Here is a 25,236-nt window from a genome sequence, read left to right on the forward strand (position 1 = left end):
CAATAGGCTAATTCATTCTTAAATCGGGTGCGGATACAAGCACGTCAAAAAGATGCGTTGATTTTTCACAACACATACATTGACATTCAACTGCTTGCATCATTGACTTCATTTGTGCAATCCGATCCTTTCTTGTTTCAAGTTGTTGTCAGTATAGCAACCATTCTTACTTTTTGTCAACAACTTTTTTAGTTTTATAACGGATGGCGGCTATTATACCCTTGATAAATCAAGAGACTGGCGGCCACACTGGCGTTGAGACTTTGGACATGACCAATCATCGGAATCGTCAACATTTCATCACACGTCTTTTTTTAAGAGGGGGGAAATTCCTTTCCCTTCATTCCCAATCACTAAGGCGACTGCCCCCGTCGCATTCCATTGCCGGTAATCAGTTCCATGCATGTCCGTTCCAAACAACCAAACCCCGCGTTGTTGGAGTTCTTTGGCCGTTTGTACGAGGTTCGTTACCCGTGCGACGGGCACATGTTCAATTGCACCGGTTGATGTTTTGGCAACCACTGATGTTAAACCGACTGACCGGCGCTTCGGAATAATAATCCCATGCACCCCGGCAGCATCCGCGGTCCGTAAAATCGACCCTAAATTATGGGGATCGGCCAATTCATCTAAAATCAAGAAAAATGGGTCTTCTCCCTTGGCCGCGGCTCGGTCAAATAAATCATCAACCGTCGCGTATTCATATGCCGCCACTGATAACATAACCCCTTGGTGATTTTGGTGGTCACTTAGTTGATCTAACTTAGTTTTGGGCACATTTGAAATAATCAATTGCCGCTCTTTGGCTAACTTCACAATTTGACTAATTGCATCCGAAGTTAAACCCTTTTGAATAAAAACCTTATTAATTGGTTGATCCGATTTTAAGGCCGCCACGGCTGGGTGCCGGCCAATAATAAATTCACTGTTGTTATTTGACATTTTCAAGTCGTCCTTTATCTACTTGTTCAATACACCAAGCGGCTAATTGCGCGACCCGCTCTGTTTGCCCACTTGATTGCAAAAAGCCAAACAACGCTTCAAAGCCGGTTGATTGGCGGTAAGTTAACACACTTGTATTTTTGGCGTGAGTATAACTTTTGGCATTGCGGCCCCGCTTGTAAAATTGCCATTCTTCATCTGTTAATAATTCATCAGCGGCCATTAAATCAATCAAGGCTGCTTGCGCCTTGGCCGACACGTAATGAGTGGCTTGGCGTTGCAGGCGATTGGGCTTACTAAGGCCACTGGCTAACAAATGTTCACGAATATAAACTTCATAGACCGCATCCCCTAAATAGGCTAATGCGATCCCGTTCAATTGGCGGAAATCAGTCATTATGATTCCTTTCTATACCGCGTTCCTTGCGGCGTATCTTCTAAAATAATTCCTTGCGCTTTTAATTGATCCCGAATTGCATCACTACGAGCAAAATCCTTGTTAGCTCGCGCCGCATCACGTTCTGCAATTAAAGCTTTAATTTGGGCATCTTCATCCGTCACTGGTGCTTGATCGGTTAATTCCACCCCAAAAATAGCAACTAACTTTTTCAACATCACTTGCATCGCCACAATTGGTTCGCGTTGCACACCAGCTTGCTCGATGTATTGATTAGCGTACTTAACTAAGTCATAAATGACTGCCAAGGCATTGGCTACGTTAAAATCATCATCCATCGCGGCCGTGAAGTTGGCACGGGCGGTCGCTAAGTAAGCTTGGACGTCACCATCAGGCCCCGACGTCGCATCTTGCATCCGGTAGCTTAAATTCCGGTACGTCGTTTGAAGCCGTTCAACTTGGCGCCGCGCTTCGACTAAATTGGCTTCCGTAAATTGAACCGGGCGCCGGTAATGGGTGGACGCCATAAAGAACCGAATGACCGCCGGATCTTCTTGTTGGATTAAGTCATGGACCGTGACAAAGTTCCCTAATGACTTACTCATTTTTTCATTGTCATCACCAACCGTCACGAACCCATTATGTAACCAATAATTGACAAATTTCTGGCCAGTCGCCGCTTCACTTTGCGCAATTTCATTTTCGTGATGCGGGAATTGTAAATCTTGGCCCCCGGCATGAATATCAAAGGTTGGCCCTAGTTGATCGGTTGACATAACGGAACATTCAATGTGCCAGCCTGGCCGCCCCGCTCCCCATGGCGAGTCCCAACTAATTTCATCCGGTTTTGCCGCTTTCCATAACGCAAAATCAAGCGGATCTTCCTTTTTATCCACTTCTTCATCGGTAATATGTTCACTCGCCCCGACTTCCAAATTGTCGATTGATTGACCACTTAATTGACCATACTTAGCAAACTTACGAGCCCGATAGTAGACATCACCCGCACTTTCGTAAGCATACCCGTTATCAATTAATTGACTAACGAAGGCAATGATTTGATCAATGTATTCCGTGGCCCGCGGATGACTCGTCGCTGGTAACACATTTAGCGCTGCCGTATCTTCATTAAAGGCCTTAATATACCGTTCGGCTAATTCACCCACGGTAATACCTTCTGCATTGGCCGCTTTAATCATTTTATCGTCAACATCCGTAAAATTAGAGACGTATTCCACGCGGTAACCACTAAATTCTAAATACCGTCGAATCGTGTCAAAAGCCACGGCACTCCGGCCATTTCCAATGTGAATGTAATTGTAAACCGTAGGGCCACAGACGTACATCTTGACTACCCCCGGCGTGATTGGCGTAAAGACTTCTTTTTGACGGGTTAAGGTATTATAAAGCTGTAACATCTGTCGTCCTCCTAAAAAAATTATCACACCTATCTTACCATATTTCCGGGGTCTTCACATTACTTGCCCCATGGCATTATTAACATTGGTAATTTTTCGTTTTCATCACTTTTTTTTCACATTTAACCTCTATAATATAAATTGTGGTATTCATAGGATGCCACACCGAAACCTATTATTTTTCAATTACTCCTCCCATATAGTAACCGAAAAATAAATTAATATCATTACGTAGTCTCCCCAAGATATCGTAATAATATACCCTATGAACCGGCGGCACTCCCCTGCAGCCGGTTTTTTTGTATAGGTCGAGAGCCCAGCGTAAAAGACGCCGGTAGGCTAAGCGCAAAATAGGGTTTGCCGTGGCACACGTCGGATCCTATTTTTGCTTAGTCCTAGGCGTCTGCTGGGCGAGCGAAGTTAAAATCAGGTCAGGAGCTCAGCTATCAAAGCGCCTGTTTGCCTAACGATACAAATGGCGTCGGAACTGGTAAAAACCAGGTTCGGCGTCATTTTGAGTTAGGCTCTAAGGCGCTGCTAAGCGAACGTAGTTAATATCAGGTCGAGAGCTCAGCTATCAGAGTCCCCGTTGGGATAACCTAAACCAGGCGTTGGGACTAGCAAAGCTAGGGCCGACGTTTGGTTGTAGTTATCCACTAGGGGACTGCTGAGCGAACGTAGTTACTAATCAGGTCGCAATCCGATCGTCAAAGCGACGTTAGGCTAACTCGGAAACGGGCGTTGACGTGGCAACACGGCGGCGTTCGTTTTCAGTTAGTCCTAGTCACCTGATCGGCGAGCGAAGTTACATCCAGATCCCAAGCAAAACGAGGCGAGAGCAATTTTCTCCCGCCTCGTTTTTATTTTTATCGAATTATGATAATTGATCAATCATTTGGTCAAGGTGGTCAAGCGTCTTGGCTTGCCCGAATAATTCAATACTTTCTGGTAATTCTGGACCGTGTGATTCATGCGTCACCGCAATCCGAATTGGCATCCAAAGGGAACGACCTTTAATCTTCGTTTCCTTTTGCACCGCCTTAATAGCCGCTAAGACGTTCGTAGCATCCATAAAGTCCATGGTTGCAACTTTATCCCGGAAGGCCTTCAAGACCGTTAACGTGCTTTCAACGTCCTTCGTCATTTCTTCCTTGGCTGCATCATCAATCTCAGCTGGACCGTCAACGAATGGCCGCACGTATTCAACGATTTCTTGAGCGTAACTAATTTCACGCTTGAAGAGTTCAACTAACCGGCGCATCCATTCCATTTCTAATGGGTTGGCATGCTTTTCAATTAATCCCGCTTGAATTAATTGTGGCATCGCTGCGTTGAAGACTTCATCCGCTGAACTTTCCTTCATGTATTGGTTGTTAATCCAACGTAACTTACCGCGGTCGAAAGCAGCTGGTGACTTACTCAACCGCTTTTCATCGTACATCTTCACGAATTCCTTTAAGCTAAAGATTTCGTCTTCACCTTCTGGCGACCACCCAAGTAAGACAATGAAGTTGACCAAGGCTTCTGGTAAGTAACCAAGATCCCGGTATTGTTCGATGAATTGTAAGATTGATTCATCCCGCTTGGATAACTTCTTCCCCGTTTCCGTGTTGATGATTAATGACATGTGCCCGAATTGAGGAATATCCCAACCGAAGGCATCGTAAATCATCATTTGTTTTGGCGTGTTAGATACGTGGTCATCACCCCGGAAAACATGGGAAATTTGCATCATGTGGTCATCAACCACCACGGCAAAGTTGTACGTTGGCATCCCATCCCGCTTTTGGATAACCCAGTCACCACCAACAGAAGCCGAATCAAATGACAAGTGACCCTTCACTAAGTCATCCCATTCGTACGTCTTGTCCTTTGGCACCCGGAACCGAACGACTGGTTCAATCCCCTTCGCTTCAGCTTCCGCTTGGGCAGCGGCAATTTCATCAGCCGTCATGCTTCATATTCGTATTCATAATGTGGCATTTCATGATTGGCCTTTTGCCGTTCCCGCATGGCTTCCAATTCATCTTCCGTTAAGTAAGACTTGAAAGCTAAGCCCTTTTCCAATAATTCATCGATTAATGGCTTGTAGATGTCTTTCCGTTCGGATTGCCGGTAAGGACCAAAGTCACCACCCTTGTCTGGACCTTCATCCCAATCAATGCCCATCCACTTCAAGTTGTCTAATTGACTCCGTTCACCATCCGCGATGTTCCGCTTCGTGTCGGTATCTTCAATCCGAATGATAAACTTACCCTTGTAATGCCGTGCAAACAAGTAGTTAAATAATGCCGTCCGAGCATTCCCAATGTGTAAATGACCGGTTGGACTAGGTGCATAACGCACCCGAATTTTATTCTTTGCCACAATAAATGCCTCTCTTAAAAATTAATCAGTATCAATATCTAGTTTAGCGCGGTCGCTATTAAATTGAAAGCCTAATGTTACGACAATGCTAATTTCAATGTTTCACCAATCGTTGCCACTCCAATGACTTCAATATTAGTTGGGGGCGTCCACTCTTTTAAATTGTTTTTCGGAATAAAAATCCGCTTAAAACCAAGCTTGGCTGCTTCGGCTACCCGTTGTTCAATCCGATTAACCCGCCGCACTTCACCGGTTAAACCAAGTTCGCCAATAAAGGCATCCGTCGCTCGGGTTCCTTTATCCCGGTAACTCGAAGCAATGCTGACTGCAATTGCTAGGTCAATCGCAGGTTCATTTAAACGCACGCCACCGGCGGCTTGTAAATAAGCATCTTGGTTTTGTAATAATAAATTCGCCCGTTTTTCTAAGACCGCCATAATTAACGAAACCCGATTACGGTCTAACCCCGACGCCGTTCGTTGTGCCGTCCCAAACACCGTTGGCGTAATCAGAGCTTGGATTTCAACTAAAATCGGCCGGTTTCCTTCTAAGGACACGACCACAGCGGAGCCAGTCGCATCTTGGAGCCGTTCTTGTAAAAACATTTCGGATGGGTTGGCAACTTCATTTAACCCATCCCCGTGCATTTCAAAAATTCCGAGTTCATTGGTTGAACCAAACCGATTTTTGACCGAGCGTAAAATCCGATACGTATGATGCGTATCTCCTTCAAAATACAATACCGTATCAACCATGTGCTCTAAAATTTTCGGTCCGGCAATCGCGCCGCCTTTCGTCACATGACCAACGACAAAGACCGTAATATTTTGGCCCTTGGCAATCTGCATTAATTGCGCCGTCACCGCCCGAATTTGGGCCACACTCCCAATCGCCGATTCAACGCCCGTCGCTTGCATCGTTTGGACCGAGTCAATGATTAAGTATTCCGGTTTTAACGTGTCAATCGTGGCGCGAATCCGGTCTAAATTCGTTTCCGGGTAAATGTAAAAGTGTTCACTCGAAACCCCAATTCGTTCCGCCCGCATTTTAATTTGACTGGCACTTTCTTCCCCCGAGACATATAAGACGGGGTGTTGCGCCAAACTCAATTGACCCGACACTTGTAACAGGAGGGTTGATTTCCCAATCCCCGGATCCCCCCCAATTAAAATCAGGGATCCTGGCACAATTCCGCCCCCTAAAACGCGGTTCAACTCCTTTAACTGCGTTTGTTCCCGGGGCGTTTTTTTTCCATATCAATTTCAGCAATCTTTTGGGGACGCGCCACAATTCCCGTCAAGGTCGTTGTCGCTTGGGCCGTTTTGGCAACACTCACCGCTTCTACTTCTTCTTGCAAGGTATTCCATTCCCCGCAATTGGGACACCGCCCTAAAAAGCGGGGTGAATGATACCCACAATTTTGGCAGACATAACTAGTTTTTGGTTTCGACATGGTTTCTCCTTATTCCTTCGTTGATCCAAAGCCACCCGTTCGAGTTAGCGTTGGTAATTCTTCATCATCCGCCGGTAAATACGGCATAAAAATTCCTTGGGCAATTCGTTCCCCTTGTTTGATGTGATAATCGGTCAGCCCGTAATTAACTAATTGAACAAAAATCTCCCTTCATTATTCGGATTGTTGTAATAATCAGCGTCAATCACCCCAATCCCATTCGGCAAAACTAGGCGCCGTTTAAAGGGGCCACTGGACCGATTGACTAAGAGGAGCACTTCATCTGGTTGCATGTACGCTTTAATCCCAGTTGGCACTAACACTGGTTTCAAGTTTTGATCGGCCACTGTTAATTGATGTTGTGGTAATTTTCCATGGCGCCATAGTGACCAAACCGCTTGTAAAAAGTGGTGGCGCCAAATCGATGGCACAACAAAGTCAGTCGCCGCAGCTAAGTCATACCCCGCTGCTTGCTTCGTTTGACGTTTTGGTAACGTTAAATCAGCCGTTTGGTAACGACTCACAATTTCAAATCCCCGTTGTTTCATTGAACTGTTCCTCCGTTAGTATTGGCTTGATTATACCAAATTTACTCATCAATCGGGGTCAGATTAGTTGCCAAACGCCCCCTAACCAGTGCACAATAAAAGAAAACGACGGAGGAATTAATTATGAACTGGCATACTGACCTAATCGCATTTGGATTACGGATGAAATTACGGATACCTTAGTGGGAGAAGTGGTCTTTCCAACGATTGACAAAACTGTCCCTGACCGCGTAGTAGTGGAACGCGTCTTCGTTAATCCCGACTACCGAGGCCAAGGCTTAGCTGGTAAATTGATGGAACAATTCTGCAATTATGCCACTGAACATCACTATCAAGTTAAATTAATGTGTCCCTTTGCCGTGAAGTACTTTGATCGGCATCCAGAAGTTCATCATTTATTAGCAAAGTAAAAAAGACTGGGGAAATCCCAGTCTTTTTATTTATGCCAACGTCCCCATTGGATCCCATGGCTTTAAGACCACTGGTTCCGCAGCTTGAGCGGCTTTTAATTCGTCACTTAAATATTTTTTTGTTCACCACGACTTGGTAACAGAACTTATCCATCCAAGCGTCACTCATCACAAAGTAACCCTTTTCACCGACTTGTTCACCCCATGAGTTTTCAACCTTCCACTTCGTTGGTTGGTCATCAACTAAGTCGACTCCCGTTAAGACCATCGCATGATTCATCATACTTTGACTATAATCCAAGGCATCTTCTTTACTCATCGTGAGTTGGGTCTTAAATAAGTCTTCGTAACCAAACGTATTTAAGGCCAAAATTCCCATTTTCCGTTCGGACATTTGCGAAACGTCAGCCCCGAACCAAACACTTTCACCAGCTTTTAATTGATCCACGGCCAGTTGTTTAAATTCGGCCATTGGCAAGTTTAAGTGCTTAACTTGGCGACCACCAACCACGTTACCGAGCATTTCAATCGTATACGTTTGGTGGTATTCCTTATCCTGCGTAGGAGCGTTAATGATCGAAACATAATCATCTAAGTTCCACCCCACGTATTTAGCAAAGAACGTCTTCGGAGTTAAGCCCGCTTCCCGATGGAATTCACCCGCTTCATCGCGATATTCAAACGTAAATTCTTGAACAGGTTCACCGAAAGCATACGCTAACATCCGGTAAACGTCGTTCATCATTGCCTTACGGCGGGCGTTGATTTGGGTTTCCGTTTCGCCATCAGCAATCGCTTGCCGTAAAATCACGGCATCGTGACGTAACTTTTGATTCAAGACGGCATTAAGTTCATTTGACCGGCTCGAGTTATAACTTTCTGGCATCGCACTTTGTGGCACTACCCCATACTTGTCAATCAAGGCCACCAACATGTCCCATTGACCCCCATCTTGTTGCGGTGTTTCCATTAACCAAGCAACTTTCCGGTCATCCGTTGGCAATTCCGCCGTCTTAACCACGTTTTCATAAAAATAATTAGCCTTTTCAAACTTATCCCAGAAGAATTGGTACGATTGGGATAATTCAAAGTCAGTTGGCAAATTAAACTTTTGTTGCATATCATGGCGCATCGTATTTAAGGCCGCGAACATCCAACAACGACCAGATTGCTTTTGATTAGCTACCTTCCCCGTCTTCAAATCAATTGAAAAATGTTGGTCATTGTCCGCCTTGGCATGCCAATCAAAACTGGCCGCTTGGACCCCATTCTTCGTCACGGCTCGTTCTAAGACGGCATTGGTTTGATCGGCTTGATAATCAGCGCTAAAACTAGCTAAATCTGCTGGTGAAATTGCAAAACTCATCTTTATGCTTCTCCTTCTTGTTCATATTGATCTAAAAATTCACGCGCAATTTGGTAAATTTGCGGACTCCAAAAATCGCGTTCATGATCGGCACCCTTGATACGGTAAGCTTCAACCTTTGCGCCCGCATCAACTAAGGCTTGGTACATCTTTTCTAAATTATCATAAGGTACCGTATGATCATTATCCCCGTGCATAAGTAAAAATGGTGGGTAACTTTGGCCCGCTTTCACTTGATACAACGGACTCATTTCCCGCTTCAAGGCTGGCCATTGACTTTGATCGGCACCAAAGAGGGAATATTGTAAAATATTTGTTCCCGGATGCGAACTCGAAAATTCCATCGTTTCGGCAACGTCAGTCGGGGCAAAGCAACTAATCACGGCATTAACGGCATCCGATTGGTCCGCATAATCAGCCGTCTTGTAGCGTTCGTCATCCGGCGTTAAGGCGACCAACAATGCCGCATTCGCTCCCGATGACGTTCCCCAAATCGCTACCCGCGTCGGATCAATTAAATATTCATCGGCGTGGGCCCGCAGATACCGAATGGCCGTTTTCACGTCTTGTAAAAAGGCTGGAAAGGCGTGCCCGTCGATTGAATTGCGGTGTTGCACCGTCGCTACAATATAACCCGCTTCCACAAATTGCACTAATTGCGGAATTTGTTCCCCTAAGGTTGGTAACGTCCACGAACTCCCTTGCACAAAGACAATTAAGGGCCGTTTTTCCGCCTGTTGCCGCGTCGCCGGATACCGTTGCACCCACGGCGCCAAAATTGATAAATATTGGGGTTCACCAGCCGCACTCGCATAGGCCACCCGTTCAATTAGACGAACTTGGTGCGCCCACGTCGGATTATTGGAAATTTCATGAATTGGCATTAATCATTTACCTCCATAATTTCTTTGTGTTTAATTTGGAGCTGGTCATCAAGCTCATAAATAATTGGCCGGCCATTGGGAACTTCAACTTGGTCAATTTGATCATCATCAATTTGTTCCAAATACTTAATCAACGCTCGTAACGAACTCCCATGGGCTACAATTAGTTGATTTTTCCCCGCCAGTAACCGTGGCGCAATTTCGTCTTGCCAGTATGGTAACAACCGCGTTAACGTCATCGCGAGACTTTCGGCCGTTGGTTCCGTAATCCCGAGCCGATCATAGCGCCGTTCGTGCCGAGCTGTGCCAATTGCGGGGGCACGGCCGTGTAACCGCGCCGCCAAGCTTGCACTTGCGCTTGGCCAACTTGTTTGGCCACGGCCAGCTTATTCAAGCCACTCAACGCCCCATAATGACGTTCATTTAGGCGCCACGTTTTATGGATTGGCAAATATAATTGATCAATTTGGTCCAAAATTAAATCGGCCGTAATAATCGCCCGTTGCATATACGACGTATGCACATCCGTGAACTGCAACTGCCGGTCAGCAAACATTTTCCCGACCGCAATCCCTTGTTGCCGGCCCAATTCAGTTAGCTTCACATCCGTCCAACCGGTGAAGATATGATCCAAATTGGCTTGGCTTTGCCCATGACGAACTAAAACTAATTGCACCATCTCGCTCACCCCTCCAAAATTTTAACTACCTTTAATCGTACTCTATTTAGCTTAAATTCTCCAGTCTCATCCCATTAATAAAACCCGTCCATCGAAAGCCGATGCAACGGGTTTTTAATCACTATGGGACTAATTCGAGTTTAAAATTCGTTTGATAATCCTGATCAGCTGGTAGGTGATATGCCCGTTCGACATCACTGCCCCAGCTATCAATCCCACCGACCCCACGTACCGCTCCGGCAATCACAATCACCGCGCGGCGAACTGGTGGCAATTCTTCGTGGTGGGTCGCATTTTCAAGTTCCAAACTTGTATACGGTAAGCAACTAAAATTAAATGGTTGATCTAAACTACTAATCCGCAGTTTAAAGGGGCCCGGTTGTAAATCGGCATTGTTTAACGTCGTTTCACGTGTTAATTCGACCCAACTGGTTTGCATATGCATCCCATTTTCTTGCGGAACCAAGTAAGGCGTGACGGGCATCCCCGTGATTGTATACGTCCCTTCACTTGCCCCGGCCATTCGATCCGGATAAGTTTCGCCGGATAAACCATGATAGGTAAATTCCGTCACCGGGGTCGGCGTTTGCATCCGCCAACCAAAGACTGGTAATTGTGGCAAATCAGCTTGGCCATGGTAGGTACTCCGCACTTCAATCGTCCCATCAATTAAGACCGTATACGCAACATCAACCGTCGTCGCTGGCACGGTCGGCGTTTGATACGTATAGGTAATTGTCACGGTCGTCGCCGTATCATGGTCAGTATACTGATTCGTTAGTGGGGCAATTGGTAATTCTGGCAACGGTTGACCATCAATTGCGACTTGGATGTTAACGCACGGTGACACATAATCCGCTGCCAACCATTGTGCGGACTTAATATTAAACCGACTGCCCCGATCATTATCCGTGGTCGCGCGCCAAAACGTTGGTTGTGGCACCCGATACATCCACTCATGACCATCAACAACTAATGACTCAATTCCGGCGCGTTCATAACCAAATAAGTAGTGAAAGTTAGCGCCTCCAACGCCCAGCATGCCGTCGTCAAAAATCACGTGTAATTTATTCGTGTAATCCATAATAATATCTTACCTCCTGCATGGCTGGTTTTGGTTGCCGGTTCGCAAAGACTAATCCATCGCCAGCAAATTCATAATCAGCGTGGCGGTCATCAAAATCGCCCCCATAACGCATCACTGATTGGCCGGTCACGGGATCTGTAATTTCCAGGGCTTGATCAATAAAGTCCCAAATAAAACCACCAGCGTATTGCGGATATTCATCGACTAAGCGGTTGTAAGATCCGAGCCCACCGACTGAATTTCCCATTGAATGCATATATTCACATTCAACAAATGGCTTATCAGGTTGGTTTTGTAAGTAAGCTTCCACGTCATCCGGCGCTAAGTACATCCGACTTTCAAAATCCGAAATCCGGTCACGGTATTCTGGCGTATAACAAACGCCTTCGTAATGCGTTAAGCGCGTCTGGTCATGGGTATGATAGAACTGATCCATCGCCGCAATTACTTCGCCGGCGTAAGATTCATTTCCTAAGGACCAGAATAAGATGGCTGGGTGATTCTTCAAGACTTCATAATTCGTCCGCGCCCGATCAAGACAGGCTTCCAACCACTCATTAAGTGAACCGGGGACATTATAAGAAGGTTCAACCGCCCCCATCTTTTGCCACGTTCCGTGAGTTTCGAGATTATTTTCGGCCATCATGTAAATTCCATGGCGATCACATAAGTCATACCAAGCTAATTGATCTGGATAATGACACGTCCGAACAGCATTAATGTTATTTTGATGGAATAATTCCAAATCCGTTAACATATCTTGGTATTCAATTGCCCGGCCGCGGTGACAATTCCATTCATGCCGATTAACTCCATTGATTACTAACCGCTGTCCATTAAGTTGTAATACGGCCTCAGGAGTAATTTCAACGTGGCGGAAGCCAACCACTTGCGGAATCACTTCCACCGTCTTTGCGCCCATTTGAACTGTTAAAGTTAATTGATACAAAGTCGGGTGATGATGATCCCAGGCTTGAACGACCCCAATTTCTGTGACTGGGAACTTAAAGTCCTGACTTTGATCCGTTTGCCCATCCCAAACAATTGTCCCATCCGGAGCCGTTAATTGGCACTCACGACGGCTTGGTCGTTCGTGAGTTGTAACGTTGCCCCAAATTGACCTTCGTGCGTGACTGGGTCATATAAGGCCTCAACTTTCAAATCCGTCACATGTGCCGTTGGTAAACACACCAAGTTTACATCGCGGAAAATTCCAGAAAAACGGAACATATCCTGATCTTCCAGCCACGATGCCGTGCTGTGTTTAAAAACTTCCACCGCCAACAGATTATCGCCTGGTTGTAAATATGGCGTTAAATCAAATTCACTCGGCGTAAAACTATCTTCGGCATACCCAACGAAGTGGCCATTGAGCCATACGTACATCGCTCGTTCGACCCCTTCGAACATAATATGCACTTCACGGTCTGCCCAATGATTAGGTAATTCAAAATGTCTCACATAAGCGCCAACCGTATTATCATTCCCATTGGCAAAGGTCGCCGGATCAACTTGATCAGCGACCGCGGTGCCAACTGGACGCCGATACGTTTTTCCCGCCCACGGATAAAGCGTATTAATATAGTTAATTTGACTAAAGCCTTGCAGTTCGATTTCACCGGGAACGGTAATCGTAGTAAAGCCAGCTCGGTTAAACGTTGGTTCCCAAAACCCAACTGGCCGTTGTGCTGGGGTAGGCGCAAATGCAAACTCCCACGTTCCATTTAAACTTTGGACTAATTCATTGTCGCCGGCTTCCATGGCGGCCGTCGATGCAAAAAAATTGGTGATCACTATGTGCTGGTAATTGGTTGACCCGAAAGACTTGTGGATCATCTAACCATGCCAATTGTGCTTCCATAAAGCTTACCTCCACTTCAAATCGTTACCCTTATGATAGCGTTTACATTGGTTGTGTGGCAAGTGTTTTTTATACTAGGTCGTGAGTGTTAGTCAATTATCACAACTTACTCTTAGTTAATAAATTTCAAATTGACCAAATCACTAATTAACGCCAAGTGACGCAGATGCTAGCTACACAAAAAACCGAGCTGACTAATCAGCTCGGTTTAATTAGTGCGGCGAAGAGGACTCGAACCTCCACGGTCATAATCGACCACAAGATCCTTAATCTTGCGCGTCTGCCAGTTCCGCCACCGCCGCATCACTGTATAAACTATATTACTCTAAAATCTATACAGTTGCAACCCTTTTTTTAAATAAGTTTAATTTTTCCCCGACAAAAACGACATCGATACCGCCACGCTTGAATCCGCCGTTGCTTCGGATACTGGCGGTGACATTTTTGACATTGGTAAACATACTTCGCCACCCGCTGTTGCCGGGGCGGAGCATATCGCAAGCCCCCGGTTTGAACTAAGAGCCGTTTAAAATCGGCATCACGATGTTGGTGACCTAACCCCTGCAAATGCAAATGATAATGACACAATTCGTGAACGACAATCCCTTGTAACACGTCCATTCCATACTCTGCAACCAAATGGGGATTAATATCAATATGATGATCATTCAAATGATAACGCCCACCAGTGGTTTGTAAGCGGGCATTAAACATAATTTGATGGGTAAATGGTCGGTGAAACAGTGCTAATGACCACTGTTCGGTTAAGCGTTGGAGCGTTTGATTATCAATCATTAGTTGGTGGCACCATCGTCAACTGAATCCGTTCCCGCTCTTGGTCAACACTGACTACCCAGACCGTCACAATATCACCAACGGCAACAACTTTGCGTGGATCGGTTGTCCGTTGCTTTTGTAACCGTGATAAATGAACTAAGCCGTCGTGCTTAACCCCAATATCAACAAAGGCGCCGAAATCGACCACGTTCCGTACGGTTCCTTCTAATTGCAACCCTGGCTTTAAGTCGGCCATCGTCATAATATCTTGATGTAACAACGGGGCTGGCATTTGATCCCGTAAATCCCGGCCTGGCTTTTGTAACGCCGCTAAGACATCGCTCACAGTTGCGGCCCCAAACGTTGCGTCCACAAATTGTTCCGGTTGTAATTGGGACAATTTCGCATTCGCACTTGGTGTCCCTAATTCAGATAGCTCCACCCCCGCGGCGGCTAACATCGTCGTCGCTAATGGATAACTTTCTGGGTGGACATCAGTATTATCCAGCGGATTTTGACCACCAATAATCCGTAAAAAGCCCACCGCTTGTTGATACGCTTTTGGTCCTAACCGTGGCACATCATGTAACGCACTCCGGTCACTAAACATTCCATGCTCATTCCGGAAGTTGACAATATTTTTGGCCATCGTCGTCGATAGCCCCGCCACGTGTGTTAATAATTGGTAACTTGCCGTATTAACGTTGACACCGACTCGGTTAACGGCCCGTTCAACCACCCCACTTAGTGATTGTTTTAATTCCGTGGTTGGCAAATCATGTTGATATTGGCCAACCCCAATCGCTTGCGGATCAATCTTAACTAATTCCGCCAAGGGGTCTTGTAACCGACGTCCAATACTAATCGCACTCCGTTTTTCAACCGTTAACTCGGGGAATTCAGCCCGCGCTTCAGCACTCGCCGAATAAACTGACGCCCCAGCTTCATTAACAATCACATAGTAAACGTCTCGTTGAATTTGCTTTAAGGTTGCCGCCACAAATTGTTCCGATTCCCGGCTCGCCGTCCCATTCCCAATCGCAATCATTTCAATCTGATACTTTTCGATCAAATCAATCAAAGCTGGTTGTGCTTGTTGCCGTTGACTAGCTGGGGCCGGCGCATGCGGATAAATTACCGCGGTCGTTAATAATTTCCCACTTGGATCAAGGACCGCTAATTTACATCCCGTCCGGTAAGCGGGGTCAAAACCCAAGACCATTTTGCCTTTTAATGGGGCTTGCATTAATAAATGATATAAGTTTTCCCCAAACACTTGAATCGCTTGGTCATTCGCTTGTTCCGTTAATTGCCGGCGAATTTCCCGTTCAATTGCGGGACCAATAAACCGTTTGTAAGCATCATTGGCCGCTGCCGCTACAAAGGCCGTCGCTTCATTTTCAGCACTCGTTTTAATTAACCGGAACGCTAAATAATTTTCAATTGCACTGACTTCAACTTGGATTTTTACCCGGAGGACTTTTTCCTTTTCCCCCCGGTTAATCGCTAACGTCCGGTACGATGTCATCTCAGCTAACGGAGCGTTGAAGTCATAATATTGTTGATAGACCCCTTTTTCATCCAACTCGGCCCCCGTTTTCGTAACGGTCGTCACTACTTGGGCATGTTGTTGAGTGTAATTCCGCACCCAGGCCCGCAATGATGGCATTTCGCTAATTGCTTCAGCTAAAATTTCGTGGGCCCCCGCTAAAGCGGCTTGCGCATCTGGGACTTCGGTCGTCACAAATTGGGCCGCGTGGCTCGCCAAACTTTCTGCTGGATAAGTTAAGAGCCAGTTAGCTAGTGGCATCAGCTTGTTCCTTAGCAATTTGCGCTTTCGTCCGGCGTTTTTGTTTATACGGCAAATACAAATCTTCAAGCGTTGCTAAATCCGTCGCCGCTTCAATTTGTTGCGCTAAGGCCGGCGTTAATTTTCCTTGTTCTTCAATCGCCTTTTTAATCGTCGCTTGGCGCGCAAAGACTTCACTCACCCGATGTTGAACGGTTTGAATTTCGTCAATTTGCACTTCATCCAACGTCCCGGTCGCTTCCTTCCGATACCGCGCAATGAAGGGCACCGTATTGCCATCCGCCAATAAATCCAAGGCAGCCTTTACTTGCCACGTCTTATATTGCGGTAAGGCTTGTTGCACTTGTTGTAAAATTTGTGTTTCCATTTAATTTCTCCACCAACTATCTTGGGGGGCCACTGGTAGGTGGCGCTTATGCCCCGTTTTCGCGTACCAAGCTTCAATTTTGGCTGCCGCTGTATCCGCCACCGTTTTCCCTTCTAAGTAATCATCGATTGCTTGATACGTCACGCCTAATGCTTGTTCATCTGGTAAGGCTGGCCGATCTTCTTCTAAATCAGCCGTGGGCGTCTTCGTAATTAATTGACTAGGGGCCTTTAAGTAAGTCAATAATTGCCGGCCTTGGCGCTTATCGAGCCCCGTTAATGGGGTCAAATCAGCCCCGCCGTCACCGTATTTGGTATAAAAACCAGTCACGGCTTCGGCGGCGTGATCGGTCCCAATCACCGCGCCACCGACTTGCCCAGCAATGGCATATTGCACAATCATCCGTTGTCGCGCTTTAATATTTCCCTTATTAAAATCACTAATCGTGACCCCCGCTTGTGTTAATGAGGGCCACCATTGCATCCGTGGCCGGTTGAATATTCACCCGCCGGACTTGGTCAGGGTGAATAAAGTCATTAATCGCCGCCATCGCATCCGATTCATCAGCTTGTTCGCCGTATGGTAACCGGACGGCGATAAATTGATAATCCTCATCGCCAGTTTGTTCCCGGAGGCCTTCAACTGCTAATTGGGCTAAGCGCCCCGCTAACGTTGAATCTTGGCCCCCAGAAATCCCGAGCACCAACTGCTTCATCCCGGTCGTCGTTAAGTAATCTTGAATAAACTGTACCCGCATATCAATTTCTTGTTGCGGATCAATCATTGGCTTAACATGCAGGGCTTGGATAATCATTGCTTGTGTTGTCATTTGTTGCCTCATTTCTTTAATTGTGCGACATAATCATGGACGTCTCGAATTAAGGCCAATTTATGGTCATAACATTCTTGGGATAAGTCAACTGGATAGATTTGTGGATTTAAATCCCGCTTATATTCATCCCAGAGTGAATCAAGGTGTTGCGCGCGCGCATCTCGAATTTGGTTTAAGCTTGGTTCGTCATAAACCAATTCACCATTAACAAAAATATCTTGTAACAATGGTTCGGCCGTAAACCCGTGCACCGTTTTGTTTAAGAAGGGATTGTTAGGATCAAACATGTATACCGAATCTTGTTGCCGCGGATCTTCATGTACCAGGGTGATGTAATCTCCTTCACTCTTACCATCCGCTTGTCGGCGAATCCGCCACACTTGGTGCTTACCAGGCGTCGACATTTTCGCTGGATTATTCGAGAGCTTAATCGTATCAACCATTTCTCCCGCTTCATTTTCAATCGAGACCATTTTGTAAACCGCCCCGAGTTGGTTGATCATAGGAAGTAATTAATTTCGTTCCCACGCCCCAAACATCAATCTTCGCCCCTTGCATGATTAAGTTTTGAATCGTATTTTCATCTAAATCATTCGAAGCAAAAATCTTGGCATTTGGATAACCCGCCGCATCTAACATTTGACGCGCTTGCTTTGATAAATAGGCATATCCCCACTATCAATCCGCACGCCAATGAAATTAATCCGGTCACCAAACTCATCGGCCACCTTAATCGCACTTGGAATCCCGCTCTTTAAGGTATCGTAAGTATCAACTAAAAAGACACAGTCCCGATGCGTTTGTGCGTATGCCTTAAAAGCATCATAGTCATTCCGGTAAGTTTGCACTAAGGAGTGGGCGTGCGTCCCGGAAATTGGAATCCCAAATAGCTTGCCCGCCCGGACATTACTCGTAGCATCAAAACCACCAACATAGGCTGCCCGCGTTCCCCACAATGCGGCATCAAATTCTTGCGCCCGCCGCGTGCCAAATTCTAAAACGCTTTGGTCGCCAATCACTGATTTAATCCGCGCCGCTTTAGTCGCCACCATAATTTGGAAATTCAAAATGTTTAAAATTGCCGTTTCCACCAATTGACATTCTAATAAATTGCCTTCAATTTGGACAATTGGTTCATGACTGAACACTAATTCCCCTTCGGCCATACTCCGCACCGTTCCTTGGAATTTAAACGTTGCCAAATAAGTTAAAAAAATCATCGCTGTATAACTCGGTTGCCTTTAAATATTCAATATCACTTGGCGTAAAGTGTAAATTTTGAATATATTGAATCAGGTGACTTAATCCCGCGTACACCGCGTAACCATTATCAAATGGCATCTTCCGAAAGAACACCTCAAAGACCGCTTTCCGGTTAGTTAAACCTTGACTAAAGTATGTTTGCATCATCGATAATTGGTAGGCATCCGTGTGGAGCGCTAAACTATCATCTCGGTAGTTAAAATCCATAGTTTTATTCCTCATTTTTCTAAGACAAATTCAAATAAATTACCAACATATTGGGTGTGAACATATTCAAACGGGCGGCCGTCTTGAAGATACGACGTTTGATGCATCGATAGTAACGCATCCCCGCGCTTAATTTTAAGGTATTCAGCAATCCGTTCCGTCGCATTCGTCGCTGAAATCGTTTGAACTGCTCGGCCAGGATACAAGTTCGCTTTTTGGGCCAGGGTTTGATAAAACGATTGCGTCATTTCACTCCGGCTAAAATTTTGCACTAATTTTTCTGGCACGGTGGCAACCTCAAAACAAATTGGCACCTGATCACCATAGCGAATTCGTTCCATCCGCAGAATTCGGTCCCCCGGCGCTAAATTTAAAATTGTTAATTCTGTTTGCGACGGCACTGTTAAGTAATAGGCTAACGTTTTACTCGATGGTTGTTTGCCAATCGCTTGCATTAATTCCGTAAAACTCGTCACTCCGGTCATCTTTTCTTGGACCTTTTGATTAGCCACATACGTTCCCGATCCAGCTCGGCGTTCTAAAACTCCTTCATCAACTAACGTTTGGATTGCTTGCCGCAACGTCATGCGGCTAACCCCAAATTCACTGGCTAAGGTCCGTTCGGCCGGAATCCGGGTGCCGATTGACCATTTTCCCGCTTCAATCCAACTTCGCAGTTGATTATGAATTTGAATATAAATTGGCGATCCCATCATCCGTCCTCCTAATCAAAAAGGGCACACCATTAACTGGCAAGCCCTTGGTTAATTAACTATGATTGCCGCAATTGTTGGGCTAATTCGATTGTTTTGTTAACCACTAAAGATTGTGAATCGGCAACTGGATAGGTAGTCTCTGGATCCATCTCTTCAGCATATGACAATTCCGTACAACCTAAAATTACGATATCACAATTTAATTCCTCACTCATCCGTTTCACCAACGTATGATATTTATCATTATCGGAATGCCCTGCTTGCTTAATATCGTTATAAATTAAATCTTCCGTTAATTCGATCAATTCAGCCGTGGGTTTAACTAACTCATAGCCCGCAGCTAGCACATATTGATCATATAAGCCCGACTCAATCGTCCCGGGGGTTGCTAATAAACCAACCCGTTTAGCATGAGGTTGCAGGGTTTTAATCGCATCGACCGTTGTTTGTAACATATTAATAATTGGAATTTCCGTGGCCGCTTGCAATTCTTGATAAACATAATGCGCGGTGTTACATGCCAAGACAAAAAAAAGCTGGCTTTAACTGACTTTGTTGTTCAATATCTTCCAATAATGGTGGCAACGGACTTGGTTGATTATGATCCAAGATCCAACTCGTCCGATCTGGAACAGAAGCATGATTAACGACGAGATAATCGAAATAATCTTGATCCTTATGTGTCGGCGTTCGTTCGTCAAGCACCCGGACAAAACTTTCCGTGGCTAACGTACCCATGCCCCCTAAAATGGTAAAAATTTTTTTCATTTTAACCTCATCCTTTCGAATAACTCGCCTTTAATTTTACTATAATTCGCTTAATTGTAACAGCCAAGACTCGGTAACCGGATCATCACTCGTAAACGTGCCTTGTAATGGTGACCAAAGCTGGCGGACTTGAGTCCATTGGATTTGATCATCCTGCCACAAACTCGATAATAATTGCGGGCTTAATTGGTGTGTCGCGACCGTTGGCATATTCAACGTCATCGCGACCGCTAAGGTGTCGGCAAAGCGCCGGGCTAATGTTGCCCATAGTTTTGGTAACTCTGCTTGCCCGTGAACTAACAAGCGTTCCTCAAGCGGGACGGCTGGGACTTCTCGCTGCCAAAATTGTTGCACTTCATCCCAATATTGGCTCAGCACCCAATAAAATTGCCACGGTACCCGGCCATAAACATCATTAATCACCTGTTGATAACTCGCCAACAAATCACCATTAGTATTAACTAACTGCTCGCTTACGGCCTGAACCCACCGTTGAATCGTCGGTTGATGTACTGGTTGAATATGTTGCTTTAACGTAAGTCCATAGCGCACTACTAAAAAATCACGCACCTGCCTGGGGCAATGGTGGCTCGTTGGCGCTTAATACGTTGTTTCGGATTTTTAATTTTAACCTGGCGACTTGATTGTCCCCGTTGACCTACCTTTGGCATTTGGAACCTCCAAAAAGATAAAAAAACAGCTACCGATCGGCAGCTGTTAATTAGTTGGGCTAGCTGGATTCGAACCAGCGCATGACGGTACCAAAAACCGTTGCCTTACCGCTTGGCTATAGCCCAATAATAAAATGGGGGAGAGTGGATTCGAACCACCGAACCAAAAGGAACGGTTTTACAGACCGTCGCGTTTAACCAGACTTCGCTACTCCCCCAGGAGCTTAATTGCATTGTCGCAATCAACAAATATAATATTACACCTACTTATCGATATTTGCAACCCTTTTTTTTAATTTTTTTTGAGTTTTAATTTGGTTATCCATTGCTCCATGAAGGTATCAGCTTGCCATTCATTATACCGGTGCCGCTTCACCCCTACGGCCACATTTTGATATTTATCTTGGCGGCGTCCCCACGGCGTCGCTTGATGTAAATGACCATAATAAACTTGTTGCACGACCGTTGCTTGTAAACTCATTCCTAATTGTGGACTACCATAAAAAGCCCGCATTATTTCCATAGCCCGAGTTCGTTTGGCATCCAAATGGCTCGGAATTGATGGTAACAATTCTGCTCGCGGGGCAAAATGGGTAGCCACTAATACTTGTTGCTGCGCTTGGCTTGCCTGTTCCAGTGCTTGCTTCAACCAATCCACTTCAATTTGATTGCGCTCAAAATCGCTAACGGGTTGATCAGCCACGCTATCTAACCAATAGGCTTGTTTCCAGCGCTTAATAATATCCGCTTGCTCAGCGAAGGAGGAAAATTGATAATCATACCAACCATTCAATCCAATGACTTGCCAATTCGTCCCCGGCAGGTTTAGCACTTGATGATGAAAGTATTGCTGATTAGTAGCAGTTTGAATCCGTTGATAATTCGCATGTTTGACTAACTCATGATTACCAGCTAAAAACTTAATCGTGGTTTGCGGGGCTAATAATTGAAGTTGCTGAAAATAGGCTTGCGTCCGCGAAAAATCGTTAAATAAATCTCCTAAATGAAAATAATAATCAACATGATGCTCAGTTAACCAAGTTGCCTGCTGTGCTAAAACATCCGTCACTGCTAATCGATTCACATCAAGGTGATTATCACTACTAAAGGCTAATAACATAATTCGCCTCCTTCCTTATCGGTATTATTGTACAAAAAAACAGCTAGTCATGCTGACTAGCTGTTTGATAGTTAATTATTGGACCCCTTGCATTAAGCGTTCAATCCGCTTAACTAAGAAGAATAAGAAAATCCCGAAGACAACACTAACTACCCCAATGGCACAGAAGTATTGAATTTCCGTTTGTGGCGTGTAGAACTTCACGATTTGCGCGTTAACGGCTTGTCCGGCTGAGTTGGCTAAGAACCACATACTCATCATTTGACCACTAAAGGCCTTTGGTGCTAATTTCGTCGTGACTGATAACCCAATTGGTGAAATCAACATTTCGGCGATTTCAACGATGAACCAAGAACCAACTAACCAGAGTGGGCTCACCCGACCATCAGTTCCGAACATCAAGCCTGGAATCATCATCCATAAGTATGATAACCCGGCGATAATTAAACCGGCCGCAAACTTGGCTGGTGAACTTGGTTGACGCTTCCAAACACTCCATAACCACGTAAAGAATGGCGTTAAAATCATAATAAATAATGGGTTTAACGTTTGGAATTGGGAAGCGGCAAAGTGCCAACCACCTAAATGTAAAATAGTCCGTTGTTCGGCGAATAAGGCTAAGACCACCGAACCAGATTCTTCAATGCCCCAGAAGATGGCAGCGGCAATGAATAATGGGACATAGGCTAAAATCCGTGACTTTTCAACTTTCGTTACCTTCTTAGAGTTGTACATCATAATGAAGTACACAATTGGCAAGCCAATCGCAACAAACGTAATCAAGTTAATGATTGACGTAATGTTAAGGTTTCCCGTCACGCCTAATAAGGCCAGGATAATGGCTAAGATGACCAGCGCAATCCCCGTCCAAATTAAAACTGGGCGTAAGGATTCTTTATCAATTGGATCCTTTGGATAAAGGCTGTCTTTGCTAAGGTACTTCCGGCCACCTAGCCAGTATTGAATTAACCCAAAGAACATCCCAATCGCAGCTAACGAGAACCCAGCATGGTAGTTAACGTGGGCGCTAGCTCCAAAGTGATCAGAAGCAAATTGCACGAACGTTGGTGCAATTGCTGCCCCTAAGTTAATCCCAAAGACAAAAATACTAAAGCCGGCATCCCGGCGCTTGTCTTGTTCATCGTACAGCGTTCCGACCATGTCAGAAACATTTGGTTTTAATAACCCTGTCCCTAACACAATAAATAAAATTGACGCATAGAGGGCCGCTTGTCCAGCTGGTAAGGAGAGGGCGATGTGCCCTAACATAATTAACACCCCACCGTAGAACACCGTCCGTCGGCTCCCTAAAATTCGGTCCGCAATCCAGCCCCCAGCAACCCCAGAGAGGTAAACTAACGACCCGTAAATCGACATAATTGAAGCCGCCGTGGTTGGTCCATGCCCAAACCACCTTGACTAACTGCAAAGTACATGTAGTACAACAGAATGGCCCGCATCCCGTAGTAACTAAACCGTTCCCACATTTCAGTGAAGAACAACGTTGAGAGCCCTTTTGGTTGCCCTAAAAAGGCCCGATCATATTTCTGATTCGTATCTTCCATAAAGTTATATCCTTTCAGCTAAATTTGTTATTTCCAATAATGAGAAAATCTTTAATAATCATACCATATTTTAACGACGAAATTAACTAATATGGCTCTAAATATATGCTCATCGTTAAAATAATACGATTATAAGCTAATTTGATTAAGTTAGGCGCCATTTATTAAGTTATTATCCGGTTTTAAGTTAATATTATTAAGTTATCCTCTCACATGAAAATCACATTATCCCAGTCAATAGAACGCAAAAACTCGCTAGTAACTCCCAATTGGGGCGACTAACGAGTTATTTATAAACATAATTTTACTTATGAGCGTTAGCAATCCGATTAAAATTAGCTGCGACGTCCGCATTTTGGGTAGGATGAGCGCTTGGTTCCCCATCCCGCGTCTCATCAACTAAGACCACTGGTTGGCCGTTATGGTAACAGAAGAAATACGTAATCCGACTAGGCAGTGGTCGCTTGGAATTATTACTATTATAAATCGCCACCACATTATAGGCGTACTTCCCATTCCCATCTTTGGACAATCCTAATTGATTGGTTTGTCCATCAACTTGTTCCCGTGCTAAATCTTTCGGGTATTTTGGTCCTGTCGCTGTTGATAATTCGTGCCGCCCATCATATGCTTCGTAGGATTGATGCATCGTTGGTGACCAAGACTGGATAAACTCATCTAATTGCTTGGCTTGTTGAGCTGACCATAAGCTATTAGCACTGGTTTGATCACTAGTTGCACTAGCAGTTGGTTGTGAGGTTTGTTGCTCCGCAGACTTAATTTCTTGTTGACTTGGCTTGGCATTATTTTGCAGGTGAAGATAGGTGAAAATACCTACAATTAAAATTACCACCCCCGCTCCAATTAACCAGTTCCGTTTAATCGAACTTAACTGAATTTTTCCTAGCTGATGAGGCAATTTAAGCTGCTTCTTGGCCGAACTCGACAAACGACTCGGCGTTGGATTAGCACCGGTCGCCATCGATTCTTTAGCTAATGTGGTTACCCCCGTAGCCGTACCCTCAGCTCCTTTGGTCGTTGGTGCTACTGGATGACCACACTTGTCACAAAATTTATCGTCGTTCCCTAATGGGTTCCCACACATCCCACAAAAACGGGGGTGCATTTCATTCTTACTCATGGTTAAATAACTCCTCTTATATTTATTTCCCTTTGATAACCATAGCATATTTTTTTTGCTTGAAAACACAAATTATCAAAATAAAAAGGTGTTAACCACTTGGCTAACACCTTAATGACTCCGGATGCCAGACTCGAACTGGCGACATCTTGATTAACAGTCAAGCGCTCTACCGACTGAGCTAATCCGGAATAACTTAACAAAGTAAATTATACCGAACTAAACTCATAATAACAAGCTTTAATTGTTCAATTTTAAAATTATTTTGGTAACCTTCCTTTATCCTTGGGGTTTACTCTTAGATAGTTATCTAAATTGGTACGGATAGTCGTGGCATCTCTTTATCACTGATTATTAATATCATGGAGTGTCACTAAGCAATGATTTTAATTGCATCAAAAAACCGTTAGCAAATTGCTAACGGTTAATAATGCCGACTAGAGGATTCGAACCTCCGACCTCCGCTTTACGAGAGCGGCGCTCTAACCAACTGAGCTAAGTCGGCATACTCCGGATGCCAGACTCGAACTGGCGACATCTTGATTAACAGTCAAGCGCTCTACCGACTGAGCTAATCCGGAATAAAA

Annotated in this window: 10 protein-coding genes, 6 tRNA genes and 12 pseudogenes; 1 reads left to right on the forward strand and 27 read right to left on the reverse strand. The window is 45.0% G+C overall.

Annotation, left to right across the window (positions count from 1 at the left end; translation table 11 throughout):
• Positions 1 to 194: 194 nt before the first annotated feature.
• The 6 genes and pseudogenes from rlmB to JCM14505_RS05560 all read right to left on the reverse strand — a co-directional run bounded on the left by rlmB (position 195) and on the right by JCM14505_RS05560 (position 7,125).
• A pseudogene (gene rlmB, locus JCM14505_RS05535) lies at positions 195 to 942 on the reverse strand (23S rRNA (guanosine(2251)-2'-O)-methyltransferase RlmB).
• Positions 932 to 1,339, reverse strand: coding sequence for a Mini-ribonuclease 3 (locus JCM14505_RS05540; RefSeq protein ID WP_054653408.1), 408 nt, complete (start codon positions 1,337 to 1,339; stop codon positions 932 to 934). Before JCM14505_RS05540 ends, rlmB begins: the two are co-directional and overlap by 11 nt.
• A complete protein-coding gene (cysS, locus tag JCM14505_RS05545) occupies positions 1,339 to 2,757 on the reverse strand; it encodes a cysteine--tRNA ligase (RefSeq protein WP_054653409.1) in 1,419 nt (472 codons plus the stop codon). The genes JCM14505_RS05540 and cysS overlap by 1 nt, the downstream gene beginning before the upstream one ends.
• An 874-nt stretch (positions 2,758 to 3,631) precedes the next feature.
• Positions 3,632 to 5,124, reverse strand: a pseudogene (gene gltX, locus JCM14505_RS05550) (glutamate--tRNA ligase).
• Between the two features lie 77 nt (positions 5,125 to 5,201).
• Positions 5,202 to 6,577, reverse strand: a pseudogene (gene radA / locus JCM14505_RS05555) (DNA repair protein RadA).
• A 9-nt stretch (positions 6,578 to 6,586) separates the two neighbouring features.
• Positions 6,587 to 7,125 (reverse strand): annotated as a pseudogene (locus JCM14505_RS05560) (dCTP deaminase/dUTPase family protein).
• A 155-nt stretch (positions 7,126 to 7,280) separates the two neighbouring features.
• Between JCM14505_RS05560 and JCM14505_RS05565 the strand changes: the two are divergent.
• Complete coding sequence (locus JCM14505_RS05565; RefSeq protein WP_225352286.1) at positions 7,281 to 7,535, forward strand: GNAT family N-acetyltransferase; 255 nt, start codon at positions 7,281 to 7,283, stop codon at positions 7,533 to 7,535.
• Between the two features lie 30 nt (positions 7,536 to 7,565).
• Here JCM14505_RS05565 and JCM14505_RS05570 read toward each other — a convergent pair.
• From JCM14505_RS05570 to JCM14505_RS05670, 21 genes and pseudogenes are all read right to left on the reverse strand, one after another.
• Positions 7,566 to 8,901 (reverse strand): annotated as a pseudogene (locus JCM14505_RS05570) (C1 family peptidase).
• Positions 8,902 to 8,903: 2 nt separating this feature from the next.
• Positions 8,904 to 9,785: an alpha/beta hydrolase gene (locus tag JCM14505_RS05575; protein WP_054653411.1), complete on the reverse strand. Its 882-nt coding sequence runs from the start codon at positions 9,783 to 9,785 to the stop codon at positions 8,904 to 8,906.
• Positions 9,785 to 10,464: pseudogene (locus JCM14505_RS05580) on the reverse strand (2,3-bisphosphoglycerate-dependent phosphoglycerate mutase). Before JCM14505_RS05580 ends, JCM14505_RS05575 begins: the two are co-directional and overlap by 1 nt.
• A 121-nt stretch (positions 10,465 to 10,585) precedes the next feature.
• The gene (locus JCM14505_RS05585) at positions 10,586 to 11,548 is read right to left on the reverse strand and encodes a beta-galactosidase small subunit (RefSeq protein ID WP_054653412.1); all 963 of its coding nucleotides are present in this window, start codon (positions 11,546 to 11,548) and stop codon (positions 10,586 to 10,588) included.
• Positions 11,532 to 13,412 (reverse strand): annotated as a pseudogene (locus JCM14505_RS09660) (glycoside hydrolase family 2 TIM barrel-domain containing protein). Before JCM14505_RS09660 ends, JCM14505_RS05585 begins: the two are co-directional and overlap by 17 nt.
• A 216-nt stretch (positions 13,413 to 13,628) precedes the next feature.
• Positions 13,629 to 13,714: transfer RNA gene (locus JCM14505_RS05595), tRNA-Leu, on the reverse strand.
• Positions 13,715 to 13,766: 52 nt separating this feature from the next.
• Entirely contained in the window at positions 13,767 to 14,207 is a 441-nt protein-coding gene (locus tag JCM14505_RS05600) for a SprT family protein (RefSeq protein ID WP_054653413.1), read from the reverse strand.
• A pseudogene (locus JCM14505_RS05605) lies at positions 14,200 to 16,366 on the reverse strand (Tex family protein). The gene JCM14505_RS05600 and the pseudogene JCM14505_RS05605 overlap by 8 nt, the downstream one beginning before the upstream one ends.
• Positions 16,367 to 17,195 (reverse strand): annotated as a pseudogene (gene nadE / locus JCM14505_RS05610) (NAD(+) synthase). It lies immediately after the preceding pseudogene.
• 8 nt (positions 17,196 to 17,203) lie between these two features.
• Positions 17,204 to 18,668 (reverse strand): annotated as a pseudogene (locus JCM14505_RS05615) (nicotinate phosphoribosyltransferase).
• Positions 18,669 to 18,679: 11 nt separating this feature from the next.
• On the reverse strand, positions 18,680 to 19,381 hold the full coding sequence (locus tag JCM14505_RS05620; RefSeq protein ID WP_054653414.1) for a GntR family transcriptional regulator: 702 nt from the start codon (positions 19,379 to 19,381) through the stop codon (positions 18,680 to 18,682).
• 59 nt (positions 19,382 to 19,440) lie between these two features.
• Positions 19,441 to 20,152: pseudogene (locus tag JCM14505_RS05625) on the reverse strand (aspartate/glutamate racemase family protein).
• A gap of 39 nt (positions 20,153 to 20,191) precedes the next feature.
• On the reverse strand, positions 20,192 to 20,722 hold the full coding sequence (locus JCM14505_RS05630; protein WP_054653415.1) for a hypothetical protein: 531 nt from the start codon (positions 20,720 to 20,722) through the stop codon (positions 20,192 to 20,194).
• A gap of 155 nt (positions 20,723 to 20,877) precedes the next feature.
• Positions 20,878 to 20,949: transfer RNA gene (locus JCM14505_RS05635), tRNA-Gln, on the reverse strand.
• A 9-nt stretch (positions 20,950 to 20,958) separates the two neighbouring features.
• Positions 20,959 to 21,041, reverse strand: a tRNA-Tyr gene (locus tag JCM14505_RS05640).
• A 74-nt stretch (positions 21,042 to 21,115) separates the two neighbouring features.
• On the reverse strand, positions 21,116 to 21,943 hold the full coding sequence (locus JCM14505_RS05645; RefSeq protein WP_054653416.1) for a metallophosphoesterase: 828 nt from the start codon (positions 21,941 to 21,943) through the stop codon (positions 21,116 to 21,118).
• Positions 21,944 to 22,018: 75 nt separating this feature from the next.
• Positions 22,019 to 23,508: pseudogene (locus JCM14505_RS05650) on the reverse strand (peptide MFS transporter).
• Positions 23,509 to 23,812: 304 nt separating this feature from the next.
• Entirely contained in the window at positions 23,813 to 24,649 is an 837-nt protein-coding gene (locus tag JCM14505_RS05655; RefSeq protein WP_054653417.1) for a DUF4767 domain-containing protein, read from the reverse strand.
• Positions 24,650 to 24,767: 118 nt separating this feature from the next.
• Positions 24,768 to 24,840 (reverse strand) — tRNA-Asn (locus JCM14505_RS05660).
• Positions 24,841 to 25,080: 240 nt separating this feature from the next.
• A tRNA-Thr gene (locus tag JCM14505_RS05665) sits at positions 25,081 to 25,154 on the reverse strand.
• Positions 25,155 to 25,157: 3 nt separating this feature from the next.
• Positions 25,158 to 25,230: transfer RNA gene (locus JCM14505_RS05670), tRNA-Asn, on the reverse strand.
• Positions 25,231 to 25,236: the final 6 nt, after the last annotated feature.

The organism is Limosilactobacillus equigenerosi DSM 18793 = JCM 14505 (assembly GCF_001311375.1).
In the GTDB taxonomy this organism is placed as follows: domain Bacteria; phylum Bacillota; class Bacilli; order Lactobacillales; family Lactobacillaceae; genus Limosilactobacillus; species Limosilactobacillus equigenerosi.

Excerpts from the sequence above, each read along its gene's own strand:
- JCM14505_RS05645 (WP_054653416.1), bottom strand. The coding sequence starts at position 21,943 with ATGTTATTAGCCTTTAGTAGTGATAATCACCTTGATGTGAATCGATTA.
- JCM14505_RS05575 (WP_054653411.1), bottom strand. The coding sequence starts at position 9,785 with ATGCCAATTCATGAAATTTCCAATAATCCGACGTGGGCGCACCAAGTT.
- JCM14505_RS05620 (WP_054653414.1), bottom strand. The coding sequence starts at position 19,381 with ATGGGATCGCCAATTTATATTCAAATTCATAATCAACTGCGAAGTTGG.
- JCM14505_RS05540 (WP_054653408.1), bottom strand. The coding sequence starts at position 1,339 with ATGACTGATTTCCGCCAATTGAACGGGATCGCATTAGCCTATTTAGGG.
- JCM14505_RS05600 (WP_054653413.1), bottom strand. The coding sequence starts at position 14,207 with ATGATTGATAATCAAACGCTCCAACGCTTAACCGAACAGTGGTCATTA.
- JCM14505_RS05655 (WP_054653417.1), bottom strand. The coding sequence starts at position 24,649 with ATGAGTAAGAATGAAATGCACCCCCGTTTTTGTGGGATGTGTGGGAAC.
- JCM14505_RS05585 (WP_054653412.1), bottom strand. The coding sequence starts at position 11,548 with ATGGATTACACGAATAAATTACACGTGATTTTTGACGACGGCATGCTG.
- cysS (WP_054653409.1), bottom strand. The coding sequence starts at position 2,757 with ATGTTACAGCTTTATAATACCTTAACCCGTCAAAAAGAAGTCTTTACG.